The organism is Gordonia sp. IITR100, from assembly GCF_002009645.1.
GTDB classification, from domain to species: domain Bacteria; phylum Actinomycetota; class Actinomycetes; order Mycobacteriales; family Mycobacteriaceae; genus Gordonia; species Gordonia hongkongensis.
Genome location: NZ_MVKV01000001.1, coordinates 788,116 through 806,056, shown reverse-complemented (window position 1 = coordinate 806,056; position 17,941 = coordinate 788,116). Strand labels below are relative to the sequence as shown.

The following is a 17,941-nucleotide window of genomic DNA, read 5'->3' as shown; positions in this document are numbered from 1 at the left end:
TCCACACCCAGATAGCCACGCTACCCCTATATATCAATACATGCGCATGTGACTATATGACAGACCGGGCCGGAACGGTACCAGCGGATCACGTCACGACTGACTCGGGATGTGCTGAGATGGCCCGACGTTGGCGGCGTGGAGGCGGTGGTTGTTCGGTCTCGTGAGGGTGCGGTGACCGGAAACAGGGGGACGCTGTGGACGTCGAATCGGGGCCGCCACCACAGGGCTCAGATGGGTAGTTGAGTATCGGTGATGAACGCGTCGCGCACCCACACGATGAATTGGTCCCACAGGCCGGTGATCAAAGCGATGCCCACCGCGATCATCATGGCCCCGCCGGCGATCTGGATCATGCGGGCGTGGGTGCGCAACCAGCCGAGGCTTCGCAACGCCCACGCCGAGGAAAACGCAAGCACAACAAAAGGAATGCCAAGGCCGGCGCAGTACGCCACGATCAGCGCGACGCCCTTGGCTGCGGTGGCGCCTTCGGTGCCGCTGGCCGTAGCAATGACTGCCGCGAGTGTGGGCCCCAGGCACGGGGTCCACCCGAGTGCAAAGACCCCGCCGAGCAGCGGGGCGCCGGCGATGTTGGAGACGCGGCGGGGGGCGAACCGTCGTTCCTGTTGCAGTGCCGGCACCAGCCCGATAAACACCAAGCCCATGACGATGGTGACCACACCGCCGATACGTTGCAGGACTTCACGATTCACCACGAAAGTCGTGGTGACCCCAAGTACTGTGGCGGTCGCTGCCACGAAAACCACGGTGAAACCGATGACGAACAGGCCTGCGGCGAGCGCCACACGCGAGCGACCCCGTTTATTCGACTCCCCCACCGACACCGCCGGCGCCTCGGCGCCGACCACGCCAGCCAGATAAGACAGATACCCCGGGACGAGCGGGACCACACACGGTGAGGCGAACGACACCAGCCCGGCGATCATGCATGCGAGCAGCGCCAGCAGTAGCGGACCGCTGGCGACGACGTCAGCAAACGTCTCGCCGACCGAGGCTTGCAGTTCGACTGACTGCGCCGTCATGGGCGTTGTGTCACAGGCTCAGCGACGACGCGCTGAACTGTTGCCCCGAGTTCGTCGGCGGTGATGGCCTTGAGGAACACCGCGGCCGGACGGTGGTCGCGGTCGAGCACGATGGTCGTCGGCACCACCGACGTTGGAGTGGTCAGCGCAGCCAGAGTGATGCCGGCAAAGTCGTAGATCGAGGGAAAGGCGACTTTCCTGTCGACAATGAAGTCCTTCGCCGCTTGCCGGTTGTCGCGCAGATTGATACCGAGGAACTCGACCCCCGAGGTCTTGTTCTGGGCGTAGACATGCTCGAGGTCGTCGGCTTCTCCCCGGCAGGGTCCGCACCACGAACCCCATACGTTGATGACGACGACTTTGCCTGCGAAGTCGTTGAGTCCGACGGTCTGGTCGGTCACCACATCAGGGCCTGAGACGTCAGCGATCCTCTGACGGCTTGCAGGCGGGTCGTAGGTGATGACCGTCTGCCCGCCGGGTGAGACGAACTGAAAGGTTCCCCCCTGCGCAACGGCGTCGTCGCCAGCGCTACCACAACCCGACGCTACCCACGGCACCACGCACATCAGCGCCAGGATTGCCGCCCGCACCGCGGATATCCTTCTCTCCTGCTGCACCAGCACTCCTTGACCTTGATCTACTACGCAGCGTGGTAGATTAACGTTCGCGTTGTCAACATAGCCGTAGTTTTTGCGATCTGCACCGGCCCGTAGGCCCACGTCCCGCGGCGAGGGTTCTGCCGCGTTCATCTGACGTATCGGTGCGCTCAGCTGTGATTACGCTTGATTCGGTCGAGGTCCCGAGGCTGGGCATCATTGCTTATCTGCAACTACGTTCCCTAGTAATAGAGGCCGCCAGTTGCGACTGACGCTCAACCGGATCGTGTTACTGCTGTGACCTGTGGGGCCTATGGTTCGAACGGAGGGCTGCCAATCGGGGCCTCATGTGCACCTGGCGTGCGGTGCTGAACGTCAGTGCGTCGCGCCCGTCTCCGGAAGGTCTCGCTGGCATGCCTATGTCGTCCCTCATTCGCCGCTGCGGCGTTCCACGGCCCTGTCTGAGGCTGGGGGCCGTGGGAATTGTTGCTGCGGTTCTGCTGAGCCTCTCGCTTGACGCTCGAGCGCGCGCCGACGCAGATGACACCCATGTGGCCCAGCAGTTCGCCCAACTGGTCGCCGAGACGATCTCGGCATCCTTGGGGGGGCCGGCGATGGGGGAACTAGCCGACGAGATCCGGACCGTCAGCACATGTCTGGCCGATCGTGCGCGCCCAGTCGAGCCGTCGGAGCCAACGGATGACCCCATCACTGCGGTGGGTTGCTTTGCCGCCGTTCTCAGTGCGGGACGAGCAGCCGCCGAACTGGTTGTCGACGCGCTACCGATCGGGCGGTTGCTGGCGCTGCTGGCATTTGAGATGCGTCCCCACGATCCTGCGACCCCGCATCCCGCACCGAACGGTCCACCCGTCTATTCGTCGCCGTCGCCGGGGTCCGTAGTCGCTCCGACGAATGGTCGAATCACCTCCACCTTCGGTGACGGTCGAGGTCATCAGGGCATGGACATCGGCAACGACCTCGGCGCGCCGATTTTCGCGGTCACCGACGGCGAAGTGATCAACTCCGGCCCTGCCCAAGGCTTCGGATTGTGGGTACGTATCCGACATGCCGATGGAACAGTCACCACCTACGGCCATAACGACGACAACCTCATCGAGGTAGCGGCTCCGGTCACGGTCGGCCAACCCATTGCCACGGTTGGCAACCGAGGTAACTCAACCGGCCCCCACTTGCATTTCGAGGTGGCCGATGCATCCGGTGCTGCCCTCGACCCGGTGAGCTGGCTCGCCGAACGCGGCGTCCGTCTGCCCGCCGACGGCGAACCTACTATCCCTCCCAACGAACCGCCGAGCAGCGGAAGTGCAGACCTCTGGCGGTAGGGAGCAGCGCCGCGTAACCGCGATGACCCTCCGCGCCTGATATTGGTGAGGGAGCCGACTTTTCGTTGCCGCCATGTCGGTACTCGCCCGAGATTCGGGATTCCGGTACCAACTATGCTACCTAGTAGTTAATCGACTACAGTCCGTAGTTACGGCCCGGGAAGTCGCACGCAGGATGCGCGTGTTGCTCGATCAGGGCCACCGTTTGTCCGACTCAGATGGAGGCCTGATGACCGCGGTGTCCCCGCGCCCACCCGAGGTGGTCGCTACGCGGCCCTACCCCGAGCGGCGCAAGTCCAGAGGGTCATTCATCTACAAGCTGCTGACCACGACCGATCACAAGTTGATCGGCATGATGTACATCGTCGTGTGCTTCGCGTTCTTCCTCATCGGCGGCCTGATGGCGCTGCTGATGCGCGGCGAGCTCACGACGCCGGGCATGCAGTTCCTCTCGACCGAGCAGTACAACCAGCTGTTCACCATGCACGGCACGATCATGCTGCTGATGTATGCCACCCCCATCGTGATCGGCTTCGCCAACTTCGTACTGCCCCTGCAGATCGGCGCTCCCGACGTCGCCTTCCCGCGGCTCAACGCCCTCGGCTTCTGGCTGTTCGTCTTCGGCTCGACCATCGCGATCGCCGGCTTCATCACCCCCGGTGGTGCCGCCGACTTCGGCTGGACCGCCTACACCCCGCTCAGCGATGCCATTCACTCACCCGGCGTCGGCTCGGACATGTGGTTTCTCGGACTGACAGTGTCCGGCTTGGGCACCATCCTGGGCGCGGTCAATATGGTCACCACGGTCATCTGTCTGCGCGCACCGGGAATGACGATGTTTCGCATGCCGATCTTCACGTGGAACATCCTGGTCACCAGTGTCCTGATCTTGCTGGTGTTCCCGCTGCTCACCGCGGCACTGCTCGGCGCCGAAGTCGACCGTCAATTCGGCGCGAATCTGTTCGATCCGTCCAACGGCGGCGCCATTCTCTGGCAGCACATGTTCTGGTTCTTCGGCCACCCCGAGGTCTACATCATCGCGCTGCCGTTCTTCGGCATCGTCTCCGAGATTTTCCCGGTCTTCAGCCGTAAACCGTTGTTCGGGTACTCAGGACTGGTCTACGCCACCCTCGCCATCGCCGCCCTATCGGTCGCGGTGTGGGCACACCATATGTATGTCACCGGCGCCGTGCTGTTGCCGTTCTTCTCCTTCATGACGTTCCTGATCGCGGTGCCGACGGGCGTAAAGTTTTTCAACTGGATCGGCACAATGTGGCGGGGCCACATGACGTTCGAGACACCGATGTTGTTCTCGGTCGGCTTCATGGTCACCTTCCTCTTCGGCGGACTCACCGGTGTGCTCCTGGCCAGCCCACCCATCGACTTTCAACTCTCCGACAGCTACTTTGTGGTGGCCCACTTCCACTACGTCCTCTTCGGCACCATCGTGTTCGCCACCTACGCCGGCATCTACTTCTGGTTCCCGAAGATGACCGGACGTCTGCTCGACGAACGCCTGGGCAAGATCCATTTCTGGCTGACGTTCATCGGCTTCCACCTCACCTTCTTGGTGCAACACTGGCTCGGAGCAGAAGGCATGCCCCGCCGGTACGCCGACTACCTGCCCTCAGACGGCTTCACCACGCTCAACATCATCTCCACCGCCGGCGCGTTCGTCCTCGGCATCTCGACCTTGCCGTTCCTGTGGAACGTCTTCCGCAGCTACCGCTACGGCGAGGTCGTCACCGTCGACGATCCATGGGGCTTCGGCAACTCCCTGGAATGGGCCACCAGTTGCCCACCGCCGCGCCACAACTTCACCGAACTCCCCCGCATCCGGTCGGAGCGTCCAGCGTTTGAACTGCACTACCCGCACATGGTGGAGCGGATGCGCGCCGAAGCTCACGTCGGCACACGGCACGGTGAACCCAGCGAGACCGCAGAAGAAGTCCGCCGTGCGCCGCTGACCACCGGAGACCATGAAGCATCTACAGATCCCGACCCGGAGAGCCGACCGTGAACAACTCCCCCTTCCCTGCCCTCGACCAGGCCGCCGTCCCGCGATCGCGCCGCCCGCTGACCGTTCCTCGATGGTTCGCCATCCTCGCAGTCGGCTACACCGCGTTGATGACCTTTGCGTTGACCCTGCTCGCGGGTTCTGTCCTCGCTCAGGGCACTCCCCTGCTGCTGTGGCTGATCGCGGCGACCGCGGCAGCCTGCGCGGCCCGCGGAGCAGCCGCGATCGCGGCCCGCACAGCACAACCAGCGCGCGGCCGTGCGCTGCGGCGGTAGCCGGTCGCGTCATCCATCGGCCCAACTCTGCGTGATCAGAGCCTTGCCTGCGGGGCGTGGTGCTGCACAGCGCCACGTGGGCCATGTCGAGACTGCACGCCCCGATGCATAGCTGACGCGATCCCGGTATGACCCTGGTGACGTGGATTATGCATCCTGTTGCGACAGTCTCTCGGCTGGCGGGTCCGATGGCGAAGATGCACTCTGGGCCTCGCGGGGGCGGCGCGCGCGGGGCGTGCGCGCAACACCATGAGACACGCGCCGGTGAAGGTCGTCGTTACCGGTGGCGCAGATGAACGAAACGTCACCGGGTTTGCGACACTAACTGCTGAAGAGTGAACTGGCGGTGCGGGGACTCACGCGGTGAGCCCATGCGCAACAACTGAGAGCACCGGAAGTGCTGCAACGGTACACAATGCGGCACCCAGAAGTGGCAGTACACTCGCCGCTGCGTACTTCGATTTGGTCGGCTCGATCACGCCATTGTCGAGCATGCGCAGCCGGTAGCGCGTGGAGTGCTGCATGGGGGTCCCGGGGCCTACGCCCTGACCGGTGACATGGGCCAGTGCGCTGCGTACCGCAGCCGTGCTGGTGACCCGGGCTGCCGACATGTCGGCATCCACTTCGATCAGGGCCGCGACCGCCGCTGGCGCCCGCCGAAACAGCGGTACGAAGGGCAGAGCACGTGCCATGACGTCGCAGACCGCCAGGACCCGGTCGTGACGAGACCTTAGATGGGCGAACTCGTGTGCCAGTACTGCTGCCCGCGCCTCGGCCGGCACGCGTGTGCGCAGCGCGCTGGTGGCTACCACGAAACCGCTGCGTCCGCCGACGCAGTAGGCCATGGGGTGGGGATGATCGATCCAGAGTACGTCGGGGGTATCGGGTTCGGTGCTGCCTACCACCGCAACGACGTCGCGATGAAGGCGTTGCACACGTTGCACATCGCGCGTGTGACGAGCGCACGACATCGCGGTGCGAGCGACCACGGCGAACAGCACGACGGCGACGGTGATGCCATACACCTGGCTGAAATCGTCGCGCACCGCATGCAGGACAGCGCCAGCGCACCGAGCCAACGTGTCGACGAAACGCTCCGCAGGCGGCGCATCGGGCCATAAGGCCGACAGCGCCGACAGGAGAAGCAGTCCCACCGCAGTGGCAATGCTGCTGACCCATGCGGTGATCACTACCCGCGGTGACCATCGCTGTGGCAATCGGTCGAGAACGTAAGGACCCAACACACCCAGCACGGCCGCGCCCACCAGGTGGGCCAAAGCAACGCTCACACTCTCAGCGCCTTCTCGGACGATCCGTCCGCGTCCGGGACAAGTGTTCGCTAAGGACCTCGCGCTCCTCGGGGGTAACCATCCGCGCGAAATGCATCAGGACCGCCGTGGAATCGCCGCTGGCATCGAGCACCCGTCGCAGTGTCTGCGACGTCGCCTCCTCCCGCGACTGCAACGGGAAGTACCTGTAGGCGCGGCTGATCTTCTCGCGTCCGGCGAAGCCCTTCTTGTGCAGATTGGTTACCACGGTCAACACCGTCGTGTACGCCAGATCGCGATCGGCCAACGCATCGACAATGTCGTGCACACTCATCGCCGCAGAAGCGCCCCACAGCACGTCCATCACTGCGCGTTCCAACGAACCGAATTGAGTCACCGTCGCCTGCCTGATCGCCTTGTCTTTGCTGCCAGTCTAGAACAAACTACCCTGCTTAGTAGCCGAAGGTGGCTTCGCCAGGTTGGCCGCCACCATCTGACACACTTTTCGCATTTCCTGCGGTGCCATGACTCACCTCACCGCCTACTGAAAGCGCCACTCGTGACCGACCTCGTTGACGACACGTACTCGACCCGCCGCATCCAACTCGATGTAGGTGGCATGACCTGCGGTGCGTGCGCAGCCCGAGTGGAACGCAAACTCAACAAGATTGACGGCGTACGCGCCTCGGTGAACTACGCTACTCGGCGGGCCACCGTGGAACTCGATAGCCACGCAGGCGTGGCCGATGCGATCGACGCTGTTCACACGGCAGGCTATTCGGCTACGGAACTGACCGAGCAGGCTCCTCCTGTCAACGAGGATGCGTCGACGGCGAAGGCGCTGTTCACCCGACTGATCGTCGCGCTGGCCCTGTTCGTGCCGCTGGCCAACCTCTCCGTAGTGCTCGCCGTCATCCCGGACCTGCGTTTTCCCGGGTGGCAAGCGGTGTTGGTGGCGCTTGCCGCACCAGTCGTGACCTATTGTGCGTGGCCGTTCTACCGCACCGCGGTGCGTACGTTGCGGACCGGTGTGGCCACGATGGACACGCTCGTCTCCCTGGGAGTGCTGGCCGCGACCGCCCTGTCGATGTATTCGATGTTCTCGGCCGATGCGATGTCTGCCGCGGGTCAGGGGGTGTGGTCAGCGATCTTCTCCAGTGACTCGATCTACCTCGAAGTTGCCGCCGGCGTGACGGTCTTCGTGCTGGCGGGACGCTACTACGAAGCGCGTGCCCGCACACAAGCTGTCCAGGCATTGAGCGCGCTGGCCGCGCTACGCGCAACCGAGGCCCGCGTCGAGTGTGCAGGGGGTACGAGCATGCTCATACCCCTGGCGGAACTCAAAGTCGGTCAACGACTCATCGTGCTGCCGGGTGAGACCATTCCCTCGGACGGGCATGTGATCGAGGGCACAGCCAGTGTGGACCTCAGTGCGATGACCGGAGAGACGACGCCGGTGCAAGTATCAGCCAACCACCGCTCCACCGCAGTCGGGGGCACTACCTGCCTCGACGGGCGATTACGGGTGGAAGTCACTGCAGTCGGTGACGACACACGCCTTGCGGAGATGATCGCGCTGGTCGATAGCGCACAGATGGCCAAGGCCCGCGCTCAACGGGTCGCTGACCGTATCGCCGCGATCTTCGTACCATGCGTCATCGCCCTGGCTGTGAGCACTGTCGTGGGCTGGTCACTAACCGGAGCGTCCTGGGAGCACGCCGTGAGCGCCGCGGTGGCCGTGCTGGTCATCGCCTGCCCGTGCGCGCTGGGCCTGGCCATGCCGATGGCCCTGGTGATCGCCACCGGGCGCGGCGCCCAACTGGGAATCTTCCTCAAAGGGCATTCCGCATTGGAACTGTCCGGGACGATCGATGTGGTGGTCTTCGACAAGACCGGCACTCTCACCAATGGGCGACCTCAGGTCAGCGGCGTGTACACCGTCGACAACAACAGCACGGAGTTGATCCTTGGCTGGGCCGCGACACTCGAGCAGCACACCAGCCACCCCATCGCTACCGCTATCGCCGCAGCGGCCGGTCCGCAGTCCCTTCCTGCACCGGTCGAGGTGGTCACCGACGTCGGCAGTGGCGTGCGTGGAGTGATCGACGGCCTGAGGGTGCAGGTGGGCTCGCCGACGTGGATTGCCCGTACCGCTGCGGTGCCTGCCGCGCTCGACGCGCAGCGCGCTGACGTCGAACGCTCTGGTGGCACCGCGGTGTACGTCGCGGTCGACGATGCAGTTCGGGGCCTCATCGACATTCGCGATAGCGCCAAACCCTCTGCTCGCCAGGCAGTCGATGAGTTGCACCGCATGGGACTTCGCACGTTGTTGGTCACCGGCGACAACGCCGGCGCAGCGCAGCGCGTAGCAGCGCAGGTCGGCATCGATGACGTGACCGCCGGGGTGCTCCCGGCTGAGAAAGTGGCCATCATCGACGACGCGCGCAGGAGCGGTGCCTGTGTGGCGATGGTCGGTGACGGCATTAACGACGGGCCCGCTCTGGCTTCGGCGGATCTGGGCATTGCTATCGGTGGCGGTACCGATGTCGCTATCGGCGCCGCCGACATCGTGTTGGTGCGCGACGATCTCACCACCGTCGCGTTGGCCCTGCACCTCGCCTCGGCCACCCGACGGACGATGCGCACCAATCTGGCATGGGCGTTCGGTTACAACATCGCCGCACTGCCGCTTGCTGCCGCTGGACTGCTCAACCCCCTGATCGCCGGGGCGGCAATGGCCTTGTCATCGTTTTTCGTCGTCTCCAACAGCCTGCGTCTGCAGAACTTCGCGCGTGTAGACCACTGAGGGTGACAGTTGCTGGGTCGGTGCCAGCTGAGACACCATCGCTGCGACGGTTCGAGAGTCGCTGCCATCAATGGCGACGGACTCGGGCAGATCGGGCCGGCGTTCGGCACGCACCCACTGCACCAACAGCACCAGGCAGACCACCACCATCGGAATCTCGCTGATCACTGCGGCCACCACACCGCCCGCCCACTGCGTGCGCGCGAGGTCGGGACCCCACGGCAGTTGCAACTGGCTGTAGAAGGATTCACCGATCACCGTCGTGGAGGTCATCAGTGCGATACCAAAAAAGGCGTGAAAAGGCATGACGGCGAACAGCAGACCTAGGCGCGCCAGAATCGGCAACTGCTTGGGGCCCGGGTCGATCCCCACAGAGACCCAAAAGAACAGGTACCCAAGGGTGATAAACAGCACGCTCATCAAGACGTGCCCCCAGTGGTAGCGGACGAGTACGTCGAACACCGGTGTGAAGTACACCAGAAACGACGAGCCCACAAACAACGCGAACGCGACAACTGGATTGAGCAGTAGGTGCACGCCTCCAGAGCCGAGCAGAGTCAGCAGTCCCCGCCGGCACGCCGCTCCACCAGTGTTACCTGCCGTTGGCAGCACCCTCAACAGCAACGTGATCGGTGCGCCACCCACCAGCAGAATAGGTGCGATCATGGTCAAAGCCGTGTGTTCGGCCATGTGCACGCTGAACAGAGCATTGCCGTAGGCCTTCAATCCGGAGCTGGTGGATACCACCACCACAGCGCAGCCCGTGACCCATGACGCGGTCCGCCGTATCGGCCAGCGATGTCCACCGCCCCGCTCCCGCCTGGCGGCTACGACATATCCCACGGCGCTCACCACCGCTGCCACACCCACCACAAGATCAACACGCCACAACGACACCAGCGACCCGACACCGGGCGGGCCAGGAAGCGAATAACCCAGGTACACGTCCCACGCAGTGAATGGGTGGGCAATCAACCCGGGTGCGACCCGGGTGTCCATCACCGCCCAACACGCCACCGCTGCCAGCGCAGCCCCCGCGGCAAGGGAAGAAGCAGTTGCCGACATCGGCACACCCCGGCGCAGGCGCACAACATCGGCGATCACAAGCACCGCCAGTACACCCACCAACAGCCCCGCAGCGCGACCGAAAGCCGACGACCACACGCCCGGAGTCCGCAGCAGCACCACCACACACACCGCGCCCACCAGAGCTGTCACATCGGCGCCCAAGACGACATAGCTGACACGTCGGTCGGCCGCCCTGTCGATGGTCGCCGACCCCAAACCACGAGCCCTAAACCGGTCGGCCCACCGCAGCCCCACCGACACCGCCAAGCTCGCCGCGAACACAATCACCGCGCCGGTCGTGTAATCGTGGTCAGGCCCCTGCGCGGCATTACCGACCACAGGCAGCGCGAGCACCCCGACCGTCGCGGGAACCACCAGCGCCACCTGGACCGACCACCGCAGCGACACCGAACCGACCAGCACCACGACACCCGCTGCCGCCACAACCAGCCACGCCAGCGCCGGCAAACTCACACTGAACGCGTAACCAACCTTGCCGCTGGACACCATCGCGCCCACGGACACACCAGTGGTGTCCGCGGCCGACGTAACCGCCATCAGCACCGCAACAACCACACCAAACCCTGCAGCGCGGCGGACGCGGCGAAACACCGGATACACCGCAGCGTCAATGAACCCCTGCGAGTCGGGAGACGCGGTGAGCACCACCGAAACTAACCCTCCGAGGACCGCCGCAGCCAACGCAAAGCCAGCAAAATTGCCGACCACATCGGCCACAGCCGTACCCATCCCCGGGTAAGGATCCGCACTCTCGACATAGCGAGTGGCCCCGGACGCCCAGGCGTACACCGCCAACACCAGCATCAGCCCACCGACCAGCAACGGCGCCACCACCCGAAGAGGAACTGCGCGCAGCAGTCGCGACTGGATTGACGAGGTGTCAGCCTCCGGCAACGCCTTTGATTCGCCCACCAACCGTATGCTACTACTGCGCATAGTAGTTAACTCACATGGATCGAGGGCCGCGGTGATCGACGACCTACTCCTGCGGTGGATCGTCACCGCCATGTTCGCGATCGGAGCGATCGACAGCATTCGCACCCTAGCCGCCCACCGCAGCGACCTGCGGCTCTCAGTCGTGCACTGCCTCATGCTCCTGATGTCGCTGGCGATGATCGTCATGGCGTGGCCACAAGGCAATCAGCTCCCACTGCTGCCTCTGATGCTGCTCTTCGCTCTCGCCACAGCAATCGCGGTCGTCTTCGCGGTGCCGAAGACGACCGCGCGGCGGCTTTACGTCTCTACCGCAGTGATGATGGCCTCGATGGTGTGGATGTATGCGGTGATGAGCCGGCACAATTCCACATCCGCCGTTCCCGCTGCCACCGCCCCCGCACACCACGGAGGCCCGTCGGGGGCCGACGCCATCAACGAGATGACACCGCTGCACGGCCCGTCATCAGATCCCATGTGGATGGGGTCGGTCACCTTGCTACTCGTGCTCGGCTTCCTCGCGCTCACCCTCTACTGCGCAGCCCGGTCAATTCAGCTGCCACGCACCGCGGCCCCAGCGCCACCACTGTCAAACGCTGTAGCGACGCTTCGCCGCCCGCATCTAGAGTTCTCGTGGATATGCCACACGTTAACCGCCGGTGGGACAGGAATCATGTTCGCCGCTCTACTCTGACAGGCCACCCGAGCCTCAGAGTGAGCGGTCATTCCCGATATCGCTACGGCCGCCGCGCAGCGCATGCTCATCACTGTCGCGTCTGCGGCTGTTCATGACCGTAACGCAGAAGCGATATCGCCGGGAACCGGCATCGGGCGCATCAGACCGGCGGCAACACGTCCGGTGTTGCCCTCGGGGTAGCGTCCGCTCAGCGATCCGGGAGCGGCAACGATGATGCGCACCACCTGGCCGAGCGCTTCGCGCCGATCATGTTGGTGCACAGCGAATCTGAACATCGAAATGTGGTTCTGAGTATGCAACCACGGGTCCGGCTGGGACACGATGTGGGCGCGTTCAAGATGGTGCCAGCGCTGCTCTGCCACCTCGGCGGCGGCGGCCGCTGCCATCTCTGCCCGGTAGAGGTCACGGGCTGCCTCACTAATGCGAGCCATCGCCAGCCTCCTCGGCGCAGCACGGATCATCCAACGCAAGTACCAGCCCGAGTAGATCGTCGAGTGCATGACCAATCCGGCTATTAGCCAGTTCATACCGACTCCGTCGACCCTCAGGTACCGCGACCACCAAACCGCATCCCCGTAGGCAGGCCAGGTGATTCGACAACGTTTGCCGCGACACCCCAATCGCCTCAGCCAAGTCCGCCGGATAGGCTCCACCATGGCGCAACCGAACCAACACCTGCGTTCGCGTCGAATCGGATAGTGCGTATCCAAACCTCGTCAACGCGTCATGCTGCGCTTCTACCACCGTGCTCACGCCAAAATGATACATGACTCGATGTATTCACGCACATCTGAACAGTAAAGGTCAGGACTTCCGTCCGGCTCGATTAAGGCATAATCCTTTGCCTGTGCCTGACATAGCATAAGTTATCGGCGAAAAACCAATGCGAGTTGCATTAGGTGCAAGGACTCGCACCCTTGCGCGATGACAATGTTGGCGCAGCTGACGAGCTTGACCCCCTCCCGTTCTATCCACCGGCAGGCGTGTCATCTGTTGACCGTCGCCCCAGCTTGAAGTAGATTTCAATCACTTAATGAACGATTTCGTTGTTAGGTGACGAGATGTCGATGCTGGTTTACTCAGGCCTGTCCGGCAACGCCGCGGCCGGCTGCCCTCCGTCCGCCGGCAGCCCGCGAAAACGTCACAGTGACGAATTGGTATGTCCCGCTGGGGTATTGCGCATTCACCGTTCGACTCCCAGGTCAACGTCCTGGGCGGCATCCACGTGGTCGAGCCGACTATCAGACGGAGTCAGCGATGGCCGCTGAGCAGCTCCCGGGCTTCGTCCCTCGGATTCTGCGTGCCGACGATGTTTCGCTGCTGCGAGCAGACGAGACCGTCTTTGACGCAATGCTTGATGGCTGGCGAGCTCAGATGCTGGCTCGTGGCCTCGAGATCGACACGATCAAAGCACGGTGCCGTGTGATCGCCCGATTCGTCGAATTCACCAACGAGTACCCATGGCGCTGGCGAGCGAACGACGTGGATCAATTCCTCGCTGAATTACGGTCGCAGGCGACACCGATCGCGCTGTCGACGCTGCGCTCGTACAGTAACGCGATATCGATGTTCTGTAGTTATGTCAGCGACAGTCGATATGGATGGGTTGACTTCTGCGAGAAGCAATTCCGCGATGTTCCGTCGCAGATCGTCTTCGAATGGAACACGCCGCAGCACACCACAGGCGACGCGGTTCCGCCGGGGCGCCGCGCATTCACAAAGGCCGAACTGCAGCATCTGTTCGACGTCGTGGATGACTTCGTCGATGACGCCCACAGTAAGGGGTCCAAACGCTGGCTAACGGCGCTGCGTGACTCGACGGCATTCAAGATCGGATACGCGTTTGGACTACGCCGACGAGAACTGGTCATGCTCGACCTGACCGACTTTGGACCAAACCCGCACGTCCCCCGCTATGGCAACTTCGGTGCGCTGACCGTCCGCTGGGCCAAGGGCACCAAGGGGTCGGGGCCACGCCGACGGACTGTTCTGACGTCGCCCGAATTTCCCTGGGCGGTAGACCTTTTGCAGTACTGGTGCTCCGAAGGTCGGCAGCTATTCGCGACCGCGGACCGCTCCCCTGCACTCTGGCCCAGTGAACGCGGAGACAGGCTCACCTTGGGTGCCCTCGGACGTTCATTCACGTCGTTCCGGCGGCTTGCCGGACTGCCCACGGAACTGAGCTTGCACGCCTTGCGTCACTCTTACACCACGCACCTTCTGGAAGCCGGTTACGACCCGTTGTTCGTGCAGCAGCAGCTCGGGCACTCGTATGCCTCGACAACGTCGCTGTACACCTCGGTTTCGTCGGATTTCAAGCAGAAGGTGATCCAGCAGATGATTACACGTCGCCTGCAGATGGGCGAAACCAATGGCTGAGCAACGCCGTATCGGCTTTCACTGGCATCTCAGGCGCGTCATGGCAGCGCACAACCTCTGGAAATCGACCGAGCTGCGCCCACTCCTGCGGTCACGCGGAATCAACCTGTCTGACGCACAGGTATACCGACTCGTCACCGGCGAGCCACAGCGTATTCCATCGCGAACGTTCGCTGCCCTCTGCGACATCTTCGACTGCACACCCAATGACCTCTTCGAGCCCTACGTCGAAATGCAAGCAGCAGCATCAGCCAACGCCCCGCAGCCACGCGAACTGGGAGTGACACCGGGCAACCCGGTGGCCAAACGGATCCGCATCGTGCAGGACGATGGCGATGGCACGACCCCGGAAGCCTGAAGACCCACAGCGGTGGCCGGTCCCCTGCGACCGATGTGGACGCCACTACCAGCTGGTCGCCAACTGGCCCAACGAATCGGTCTGTGGTTACTGCTATCAGGCGGCCAAACGCATCACCGGCATCTGCGTTTGCGGGCACCAAGGGGTACTTCCTGGCATCATCGACAACCGGCCCGCGTGCCGGCGCTGCAGTGGCGTCACCATCAACGTGGACTGCGTCAGCTGCGGCGACGAAGCCGAACTCTACAGCGGCGGACGCTGCCAACGCTGTGTCCTCGGAGCCACCGCACAACGCCTGCTCACCAACCCCGCCACAGGGGCCGTTGCACCGCCGCTGCAGATCATCGTCGACGCGCTGACCACCATGGGGCGCCCGAACAGCGGACTGACCTGGATCCGCCAAGCGCACGTTCAAGCCGTCCTGCGTGACCTCGCCCGCCATCAAACCCTCACCCACGAGATCCTTGACGGCCTGCCGGCCGGTCGGACCTCCGACTACGTGCGCAGTCTGCTCGTCGAACACGGCGCACTTCCTTCGCGTGACGACCGACTGACCCGGTTCCAGGCGTGGGCAGCCACCGCGCTCGAACGCACCACCACGGCCGACCACCGAAAGGTAATTTCCCGCTTCCTCCGGTGGAACCTGGAAAAGCGGCTTCAATCGATGAGCCCGGTTACCGACTCTGCGTTCCTGCGGGCCAAGCAATCCCTCACCGTCACAATCGAGTTCTGCAACTGGCTCGCCGCTGAACACAACACTGGCATGGACCAACTCACGCAAGCGCACATCGACCTATGGCAATCGACCGGACCCACCACCCGCGAACACATCGCCCGCTTCATCCGGTGGGCCATCAAGAGCAGGCTGATCCCCGCGGATCTCGAAGTGACACCCCATCGCCGCGGGACGGCGCCGCGAATGCCGATCACCGAGCAGAACGCCGTCATAGAGAAGGTCGCACATCAGCAGACGCTCCATCCTCGTGATCGCCTCGCCGCCATCCTCGTCATCGTGTTTGCCCAGCGGATGGAAGACGTAGCAGTGCTCACCTGGGACCGCGTGACTATCACCGCCGAAGCCGCCACCATCACGCTCGCCGATACTCCGATCGAACTGCCACCGCCACTTGATGAGCCACTCAGGGCGCTCGCAGCCAGCAACTACAACAACCAGACCGCTGCACATCCCAATTCTCCGTGGATATTCCGCGGCTACCGGCCCGGCATGCACCTCACACCGACGCATCTCCGAAATCACCTGCGCCCCGTGCTCGCCTCCCTGGAAGCGCGCCTCGGCACACTCAACGAGCTGACTCAGACCACTCCAATCGCGATCCTTGCCGAGACGCTCGGGTATAGCCCGCAGACGTTGGAGGCCCACGCCAAGGCATCAGCATCGACCTACTCCCGATACATCGCCACGCGTCTGGATTGAACGCTGCAACTTGCCGATTCGACTTCGAGGTGCGCCTGGGGGCTAGGTACGAACCCGGCCTCCAGGCGCACCGGGACTACGCCGCGCGAACCTTGAGTCGGGTTCCTGCGCTGATCGCCGTGGCAAACTCCGTCAACTTCGCGTCATCCAGCGTCAATCCGATCCGACCGGCTTCGCGCTTTAGCGCAGCCTTAACTTCTCCCACTGCCTGACCGGCGCGGCGACTGTAAACCGAGTCGAATACCTTCTGGAGCTGTGCGTTGAACTGACGGGCAAACTCGCGCTCGAAGTTTGGGTTCATCGGGACTGTCAGAACAACGGTGAATCTGATCTTGGTCTGACACGCCGAGCGTGAGCTTGGCGGGAAGGACTGACGATGTCAGAAACACTCGATCCCGTGGCTACTACTGACCTGGATCATCGGCAGCTGGCTGAGCAGCTGCTGGCGCAAGCGAAGGAGCACGGTGTCGATCTGGTGGGCCCGAACGGGTTGCTCAACCAGTTGACGAAGAACGTGCTGGAGACGGCGCTGGACGCCGAGATGACCGAACATCTCGGGTACGACAAGCATGACCCGGCCGGGCGTGGCAGCGGCAACTCCCGCAACGGCGTCCGGTCCAAGACGGTGTTGACCGAAATCGGCCCAGTCGACATCGACGTGCCCCGGGATGTGAATTCCTCGTTCGATCCGCAGATCGTCAAGAAACGCCAACGACGGCTGACGGGCATCGATGAGATCGTATTGTCCCTGACGGCAAAGGGATTGACGACCGGTGAGATCGCTGCCCACTTCGCCGACATCTACGGAGCGACGGTGTCCAAGGACACCATCAGCCGGATCACCGACAAGGTCGTCGCGGAGATGGCCGAGTGGTGCAACCGCCCGTTGGAGCCGGTGTACCCGGTGGTGTTCATCGACGCCATCAACGTGAAGATCCGCGACGGCCAGGTCACCAACCGGCCGGTCTACGTTGCCATCGGGGTCACCTGCGGCGGGGAACGCGACATCCTCGGGTTGTGGGCCGGCGACGGCGGGGAGGGTGCGAAGTTCTGGCTGGCGGTGCTCACCGAGATCAAGAACCGCGGCACAGGCGACGTGTGCATCGTGGTCTGCGATGGCCTCAAGGGGCTGCCTGACGCGATCACCACGGTGTGGGACCGGGCGATCGTGCAGACGTGCGTGATCCATCTGTTGCGCAACACGTTTCGCTATGCATCGCGGAAGTACTGGGACCAGATCGCAAAGGAGATCCGGCCCGTCTACACCGCGCCGACGGAGGCCGCAGCCAAGGAAAGGTTCGTCGAGTTCACCGCGACGTGGGGTGCCCAGTACCCGGCGATCATCCGATTGTGGGAGAACGCCTGGAGCGAGTTCGTACCGTTCCTGGACTACGACGTGGAGATTCGACGCGTCATCTGCTCCACCAATGCCATCGAGTCCTTGAATGCCCGCTATCGCAGAGCGATCCGTGCCCGCGGGCACTTCCCAACCGAGCAGGCCGCGATGAAGTGTCTCTACCTCGCGACCCGCTCCCTAGACCCCACCGGCCGCGGTAAGGCACGATGGGCAATGAGGTGGAAGCCAGCGCTCAACGCGTTCGCGATCACCTTCGAAGGCCGGATTGTCGGCGACGCCTGAAAGATAACCCCGTGTCGACGTCTGAATTTTGACCCCCTGCGACTGATCCTCGGCTTACCGAGCCGA

General features: G+C 63.5%; 17 protein-coding genes. 9 read left to right on the top strand and 8 right to left on the bottom strand.

The features are described from left to right. Positions 1 to 230 precede the first annotated feature (230 nt). Both B1818_RS03745 and B1818_RS03740 read right to left on the bottom strand, forming a co-directional pair. The gene (locus tag B1818_RS03745; protein WP_055476895.1) at positions 231 to 1,043 is read right to left on the bottom strand and encodes a cytochrome c biogenesis CcdA family protein; all 813 of its coding nucleotides are present in this window, start codon (positions 1,041 to 1,043) and stop codon (positions 231 to 233) included. After that, on the bottom strand, positions 1,040 to 1,609 hold the full coding sequence (locus B1818_RS03740) for a TlpA disulfide reductase family protein (protein WP_101821343.1): 570 nt from the start codon (positions 1,607 to 1,609) through the stop codon (positions 1,040 to 1,042). The genes B1818_RS03745 and B1818_RS03740 overlap by 4 nt, the downstream gene beginning before the upstream one ends. A 506-nt stretch (positions 1,610 to 2,115) precedes the next feature. Here B1818_RS03740 and B1818_RS03735 point away from each other — a divergent pair. From B1818_RS03735 to B1818_RS03725, 3 genes are all read left to right on the top strand, one after another. Continuing rightward, positions 2,116 to 2,979: a M23 family metallopeptidase gene (locus B1818_RS03735; RefSeq protein ID WP_223258965.1), complete on the top strand. Its 864-nt coding sequence runs from the start codon at positions 2,116 to 2,118 to the stop codon at positions 2,977 to 2,979. Positions 2,980 to 3,208: 229 nt separating this feature from the next. After that, a complete protein-coding gene (ctaD, locus tag B1818_RS03730) occupies positions 3,209 to 4,999 on the top strand; it encodes a cytochrome c oxidase subunit I (protein ID WP_055476897.1) in 1,791 nt (596 codons plus the stop codon). Then, a complete protein-coding gene (locus tag B1818_RS03725) occupies positions 4,996 to 5,271 on the top strand; it encodes a hypothetical protein (RefSeq protein ID WP_055476898.1) in 276 nt (91 codons plus the stop codon). Before ctaD ends, B1818_RS03725 begins: the two co-directional genes overlap by 4 nt. Positions 5,272 to 5,627: 356 nt before the next feature. On the opposite strand, the gene B1818_RS03720 is transcribed toward B1818_RS03725, so the two are convergent. Both B1818_RS03720 and B1818_RS03715 read right to left on the bottom strand, forming a co-directional pair. Further along, positions 5,628 to 6,560, bottom strand: coding sequence for a M56 family metallopeptidase (locus B1818_RS03720; RefSeq protein ID WP_055476899.1), 933 nt, complete (start codon positions 6,558 to 6,560; stop codon positions 5,628 to 5,630). A 4-nt stretch (positions 6,561 to 6,564) separates the two neighbouring features. Next, positions 6,565 to 6,936: a BlaI/MecI/CopY family transcriptional regulator gene (locus B1818_RS03715; RefSeq protein WP_078111949.1), complete on the bottom strand. Its 372-nt coding sequence runs from the start codon at positions 6,934 to 6,936 to the stop codon at positions 6,565 to 6,567. Positions 6,937 to 7,098: 162 nt separating this feature from the next. Here B1818_RS03715 and B1818_RS03710 point away from each other — a divergent pair, with 162 nt between their 5' ends. Then, complete coding sequence (locus B1818_RS03710; protein ID WP_055476901.1) at positions 7,099 to 9,345, top strand: cation-translocating P-type ATPase; 2,247 nt, start codon at positions 7,099 to 7,101, stop codon at positions 9,343 to 9,345. On the opposite strand, the gene B1818_RS03705 is transcribed toward B1818_RS03710, so the two are convergent. Then, positions 9,283 to 11,346: a cytochrome c oxidase assembly protein gene (locus B1818_RS03705; protein ID WP_254859539.1), complete on the bottom strand. Its 2,064-nt coding sequence runs from the start codon at positions 11,344 to 11,346 to the stop codon at positions 9,283 to 9,285. The genes B1818_RS03710 and B1818_RS03705 overlap by 63 nt on opposite strands. A 55-nt stretch (positions 11,347 to 11,401) precedes the next feature. Here B1818_RS03705 and B1818_RS03700 point away from each other — a divergent pair, with 55 nt between their 5' ends. Continuing rightward, complete coding sequence (locus B1818_RS03700; RefSeq protein WP_055476902.1) at positions 11,402 to 12,061, top strand: DUF5134 domain-containing protein; 660 nt, start codon at positions 11,402 to 11,404, stop codon at positions 12,059 to 12,061. Positions 12,062 to 12,153: 92 nt separating this feature from the next. Here the strand turns inward: B1818_RS03700 and B1818_RS03695 are convergent, their stop codons facing one another. Continuing rightward, on the bottom strand, positions 12,154 to 12,495 hold the full coding sequence (locus B1818_RS03695) for a DUF3703 domain-containing protein (RefSeq protein ID WP_078111947.1): 342 nt from the start codon (positions 12,493 to 12,495) through the stop codon (positions 12,154 to 12,156). Then, the gene (locus B1818_RS03690) at positions 12,482 to 12,832 is read right to left on the bottom strand and encodes a helix-turn-helix transcriptional regulator (protein WP_078111946.1); all 351 of its coding nucleotides are present in this window, start codon (positions 12,830 to 12,832) and stop codon (positions 12,482 to 12,484) included. Before B1818_RS03690 ends, B1818_RS03695 begins: the two co-directional genes overlap by 14 nt. A gap of 489 nt (positions 12,833 to 13,321) precedes the next feature. On the opposite strand from B1818_RS03690, the gene B1818_RS03685 reads away from it, so the two are divergent. Genes B1818_RS03685 through B1818_RS03675 form a run of 3 tightly spaced genes read left to right on the top strand, consistent with a single transcriptional unit; the run spans position 13,322 to position 16,236 of the window. Beyond that, entirely contained in the window at positions 13,322 to 14,443 is a 1,122-nt protein-coding gene (locus B1818_RS03685; RefSeq protein WP_005068404.1) for a tyrosine-type recombinase/integrase, read from the top strand. Next, a complete protein-coding gene (locus B1818_RS03680; protein ID WP_024571249.1) occupies positions 14,436 to 14,801 on the top strand; it encodes a helix-turn-helix transcriptional regulator in 366 nt (121 codons plus the stop codon). Before B1818_RS03685 ends, B1818_RS03680 begins: the two co-directional genes overlap by 8 nt. After that, entirely contained in the window at positions 14,779 to 16,236 is a 1,458-nt protein-coding gene (locus tag B1818_RS03675; protein WP_078112001.1) for a Fis family transcriptional regulator, read from the top strand. The genes B1818_RS03680 and B1818_RS03675 overlap by 23 nt, the downstream gene beginning before the upstream one ends. Positions 16,237 to 16,312: 76 nt before the next feature. Here the strand turns inward: B1818_RS03675 and B1818_RS03670 are convergent, their stop codons facing one another. Then, complete coding sequence (locus B1818_RS03670) at positions 16,313 to 16,537, bottom strand: hypothetical protein (RefSeq protein WP_005068421.1); 225 nt, start codon at positions 16,535 to 16,537, stop codon at positions 16,313 to 16,315. Positions 16,538 to 16,612: 75 nt separating this feature from the next. Here B1818_RS03670 and B1818_RS03665 point away from each other — a divergent pair, with 75 nt between their 5' ends. Further along, on the top strand, positions 16,613 to 17,875 hold the full coding sequence (locus B1818_RS03665; RefSeq protein ID WP_005068424.1) for an IS256 family transposase: 1,263 nt from the start codon (positions 16,613 to 16,615) through the stop codon (positions 17,873 to 17,875). The last annotated feature ends 66 nt before the right edge of the window (positions 17,876 to 17,941 follow it).

What these genes read in the sequence shown, in the direction of transcription:
- B1818_RS03745 (WP_055476895.1), bottom strand. Translation starts at nt 1,043, where the DNA reads ATGACGGCGCAGTCAGTCGAACTGCAAGCCTCGGTCGGCGAGACGTTT.
- B1818_RS03740 (WP_101821343.1), bottom strand. Translation starts at nt 1,609, where the DNA reads ATGTGCGTGGTGCCGTGGGTAGCGTCGGGTTGTGGTAGCGCTGGCGAC.
- ctaD (WP_055476897.1), top strand. Translation starts at nt 3,209, where the DNA reads ATGACCGCGGTGTCCCCGCGCCCACCCGAGGTGGTCGCTACGCGGCCC.
- B1818_RS03695 (WP_078111947.1), bottom strand. Translation starts at nt 12,495, where the DNA reads ATGGCTCGCATTAGTGAGGCAGCCCGTGACCTCTACCGGGCAGAGATG.
- B1818_RS03690 (WP_078111946.1), bottom strand. Translation starts at nt 12,832, where the DNA reads ATGTATCATTTTGGCGTGAGCACGGTGGTAGAAGCGCAGCATGACGCG.
- B1818_RS03685 (WP_005068404.1), top strand. Translation starts at nt 13,322, where the DNA reads ATGGCCGCTGAGCAGCTCCCGGGCTTCGTCCCTCGGATTCTGCGTGCC.
- B1818_RS03680 (WP_024571249.1), top strand. Translation starts at nt 14,436, where the DNA reads ATGGCTGAGCAACGCCGTATCGGCTTTCACTGGCATCTCAGGCGCGTC.
- B1818_RS03675 (WP_078112001.1), top strand. Translation starts at nt 14,779, where the DNA reads ATGGCACGACCCCGGAAGCCTGAAGACCCACAGCGGTGGCCGGTCCCC.
- B1818_RS03670 (WP_005068421.1), bottom strand. Translation starts at nt 16,537, where the DNA reads ATGAACCCAAACTTCGAGCGCGAGTTTGCCCGTCAGTTCAACGCACAG.
- B1818_RS03665 (WP_005068424.1), top strand. Translation starts at nt 16,613, where the DNA reads ATGTCAGAAACACTCGATCCCGTGGCTACTACTGACCTGGATCATCGG.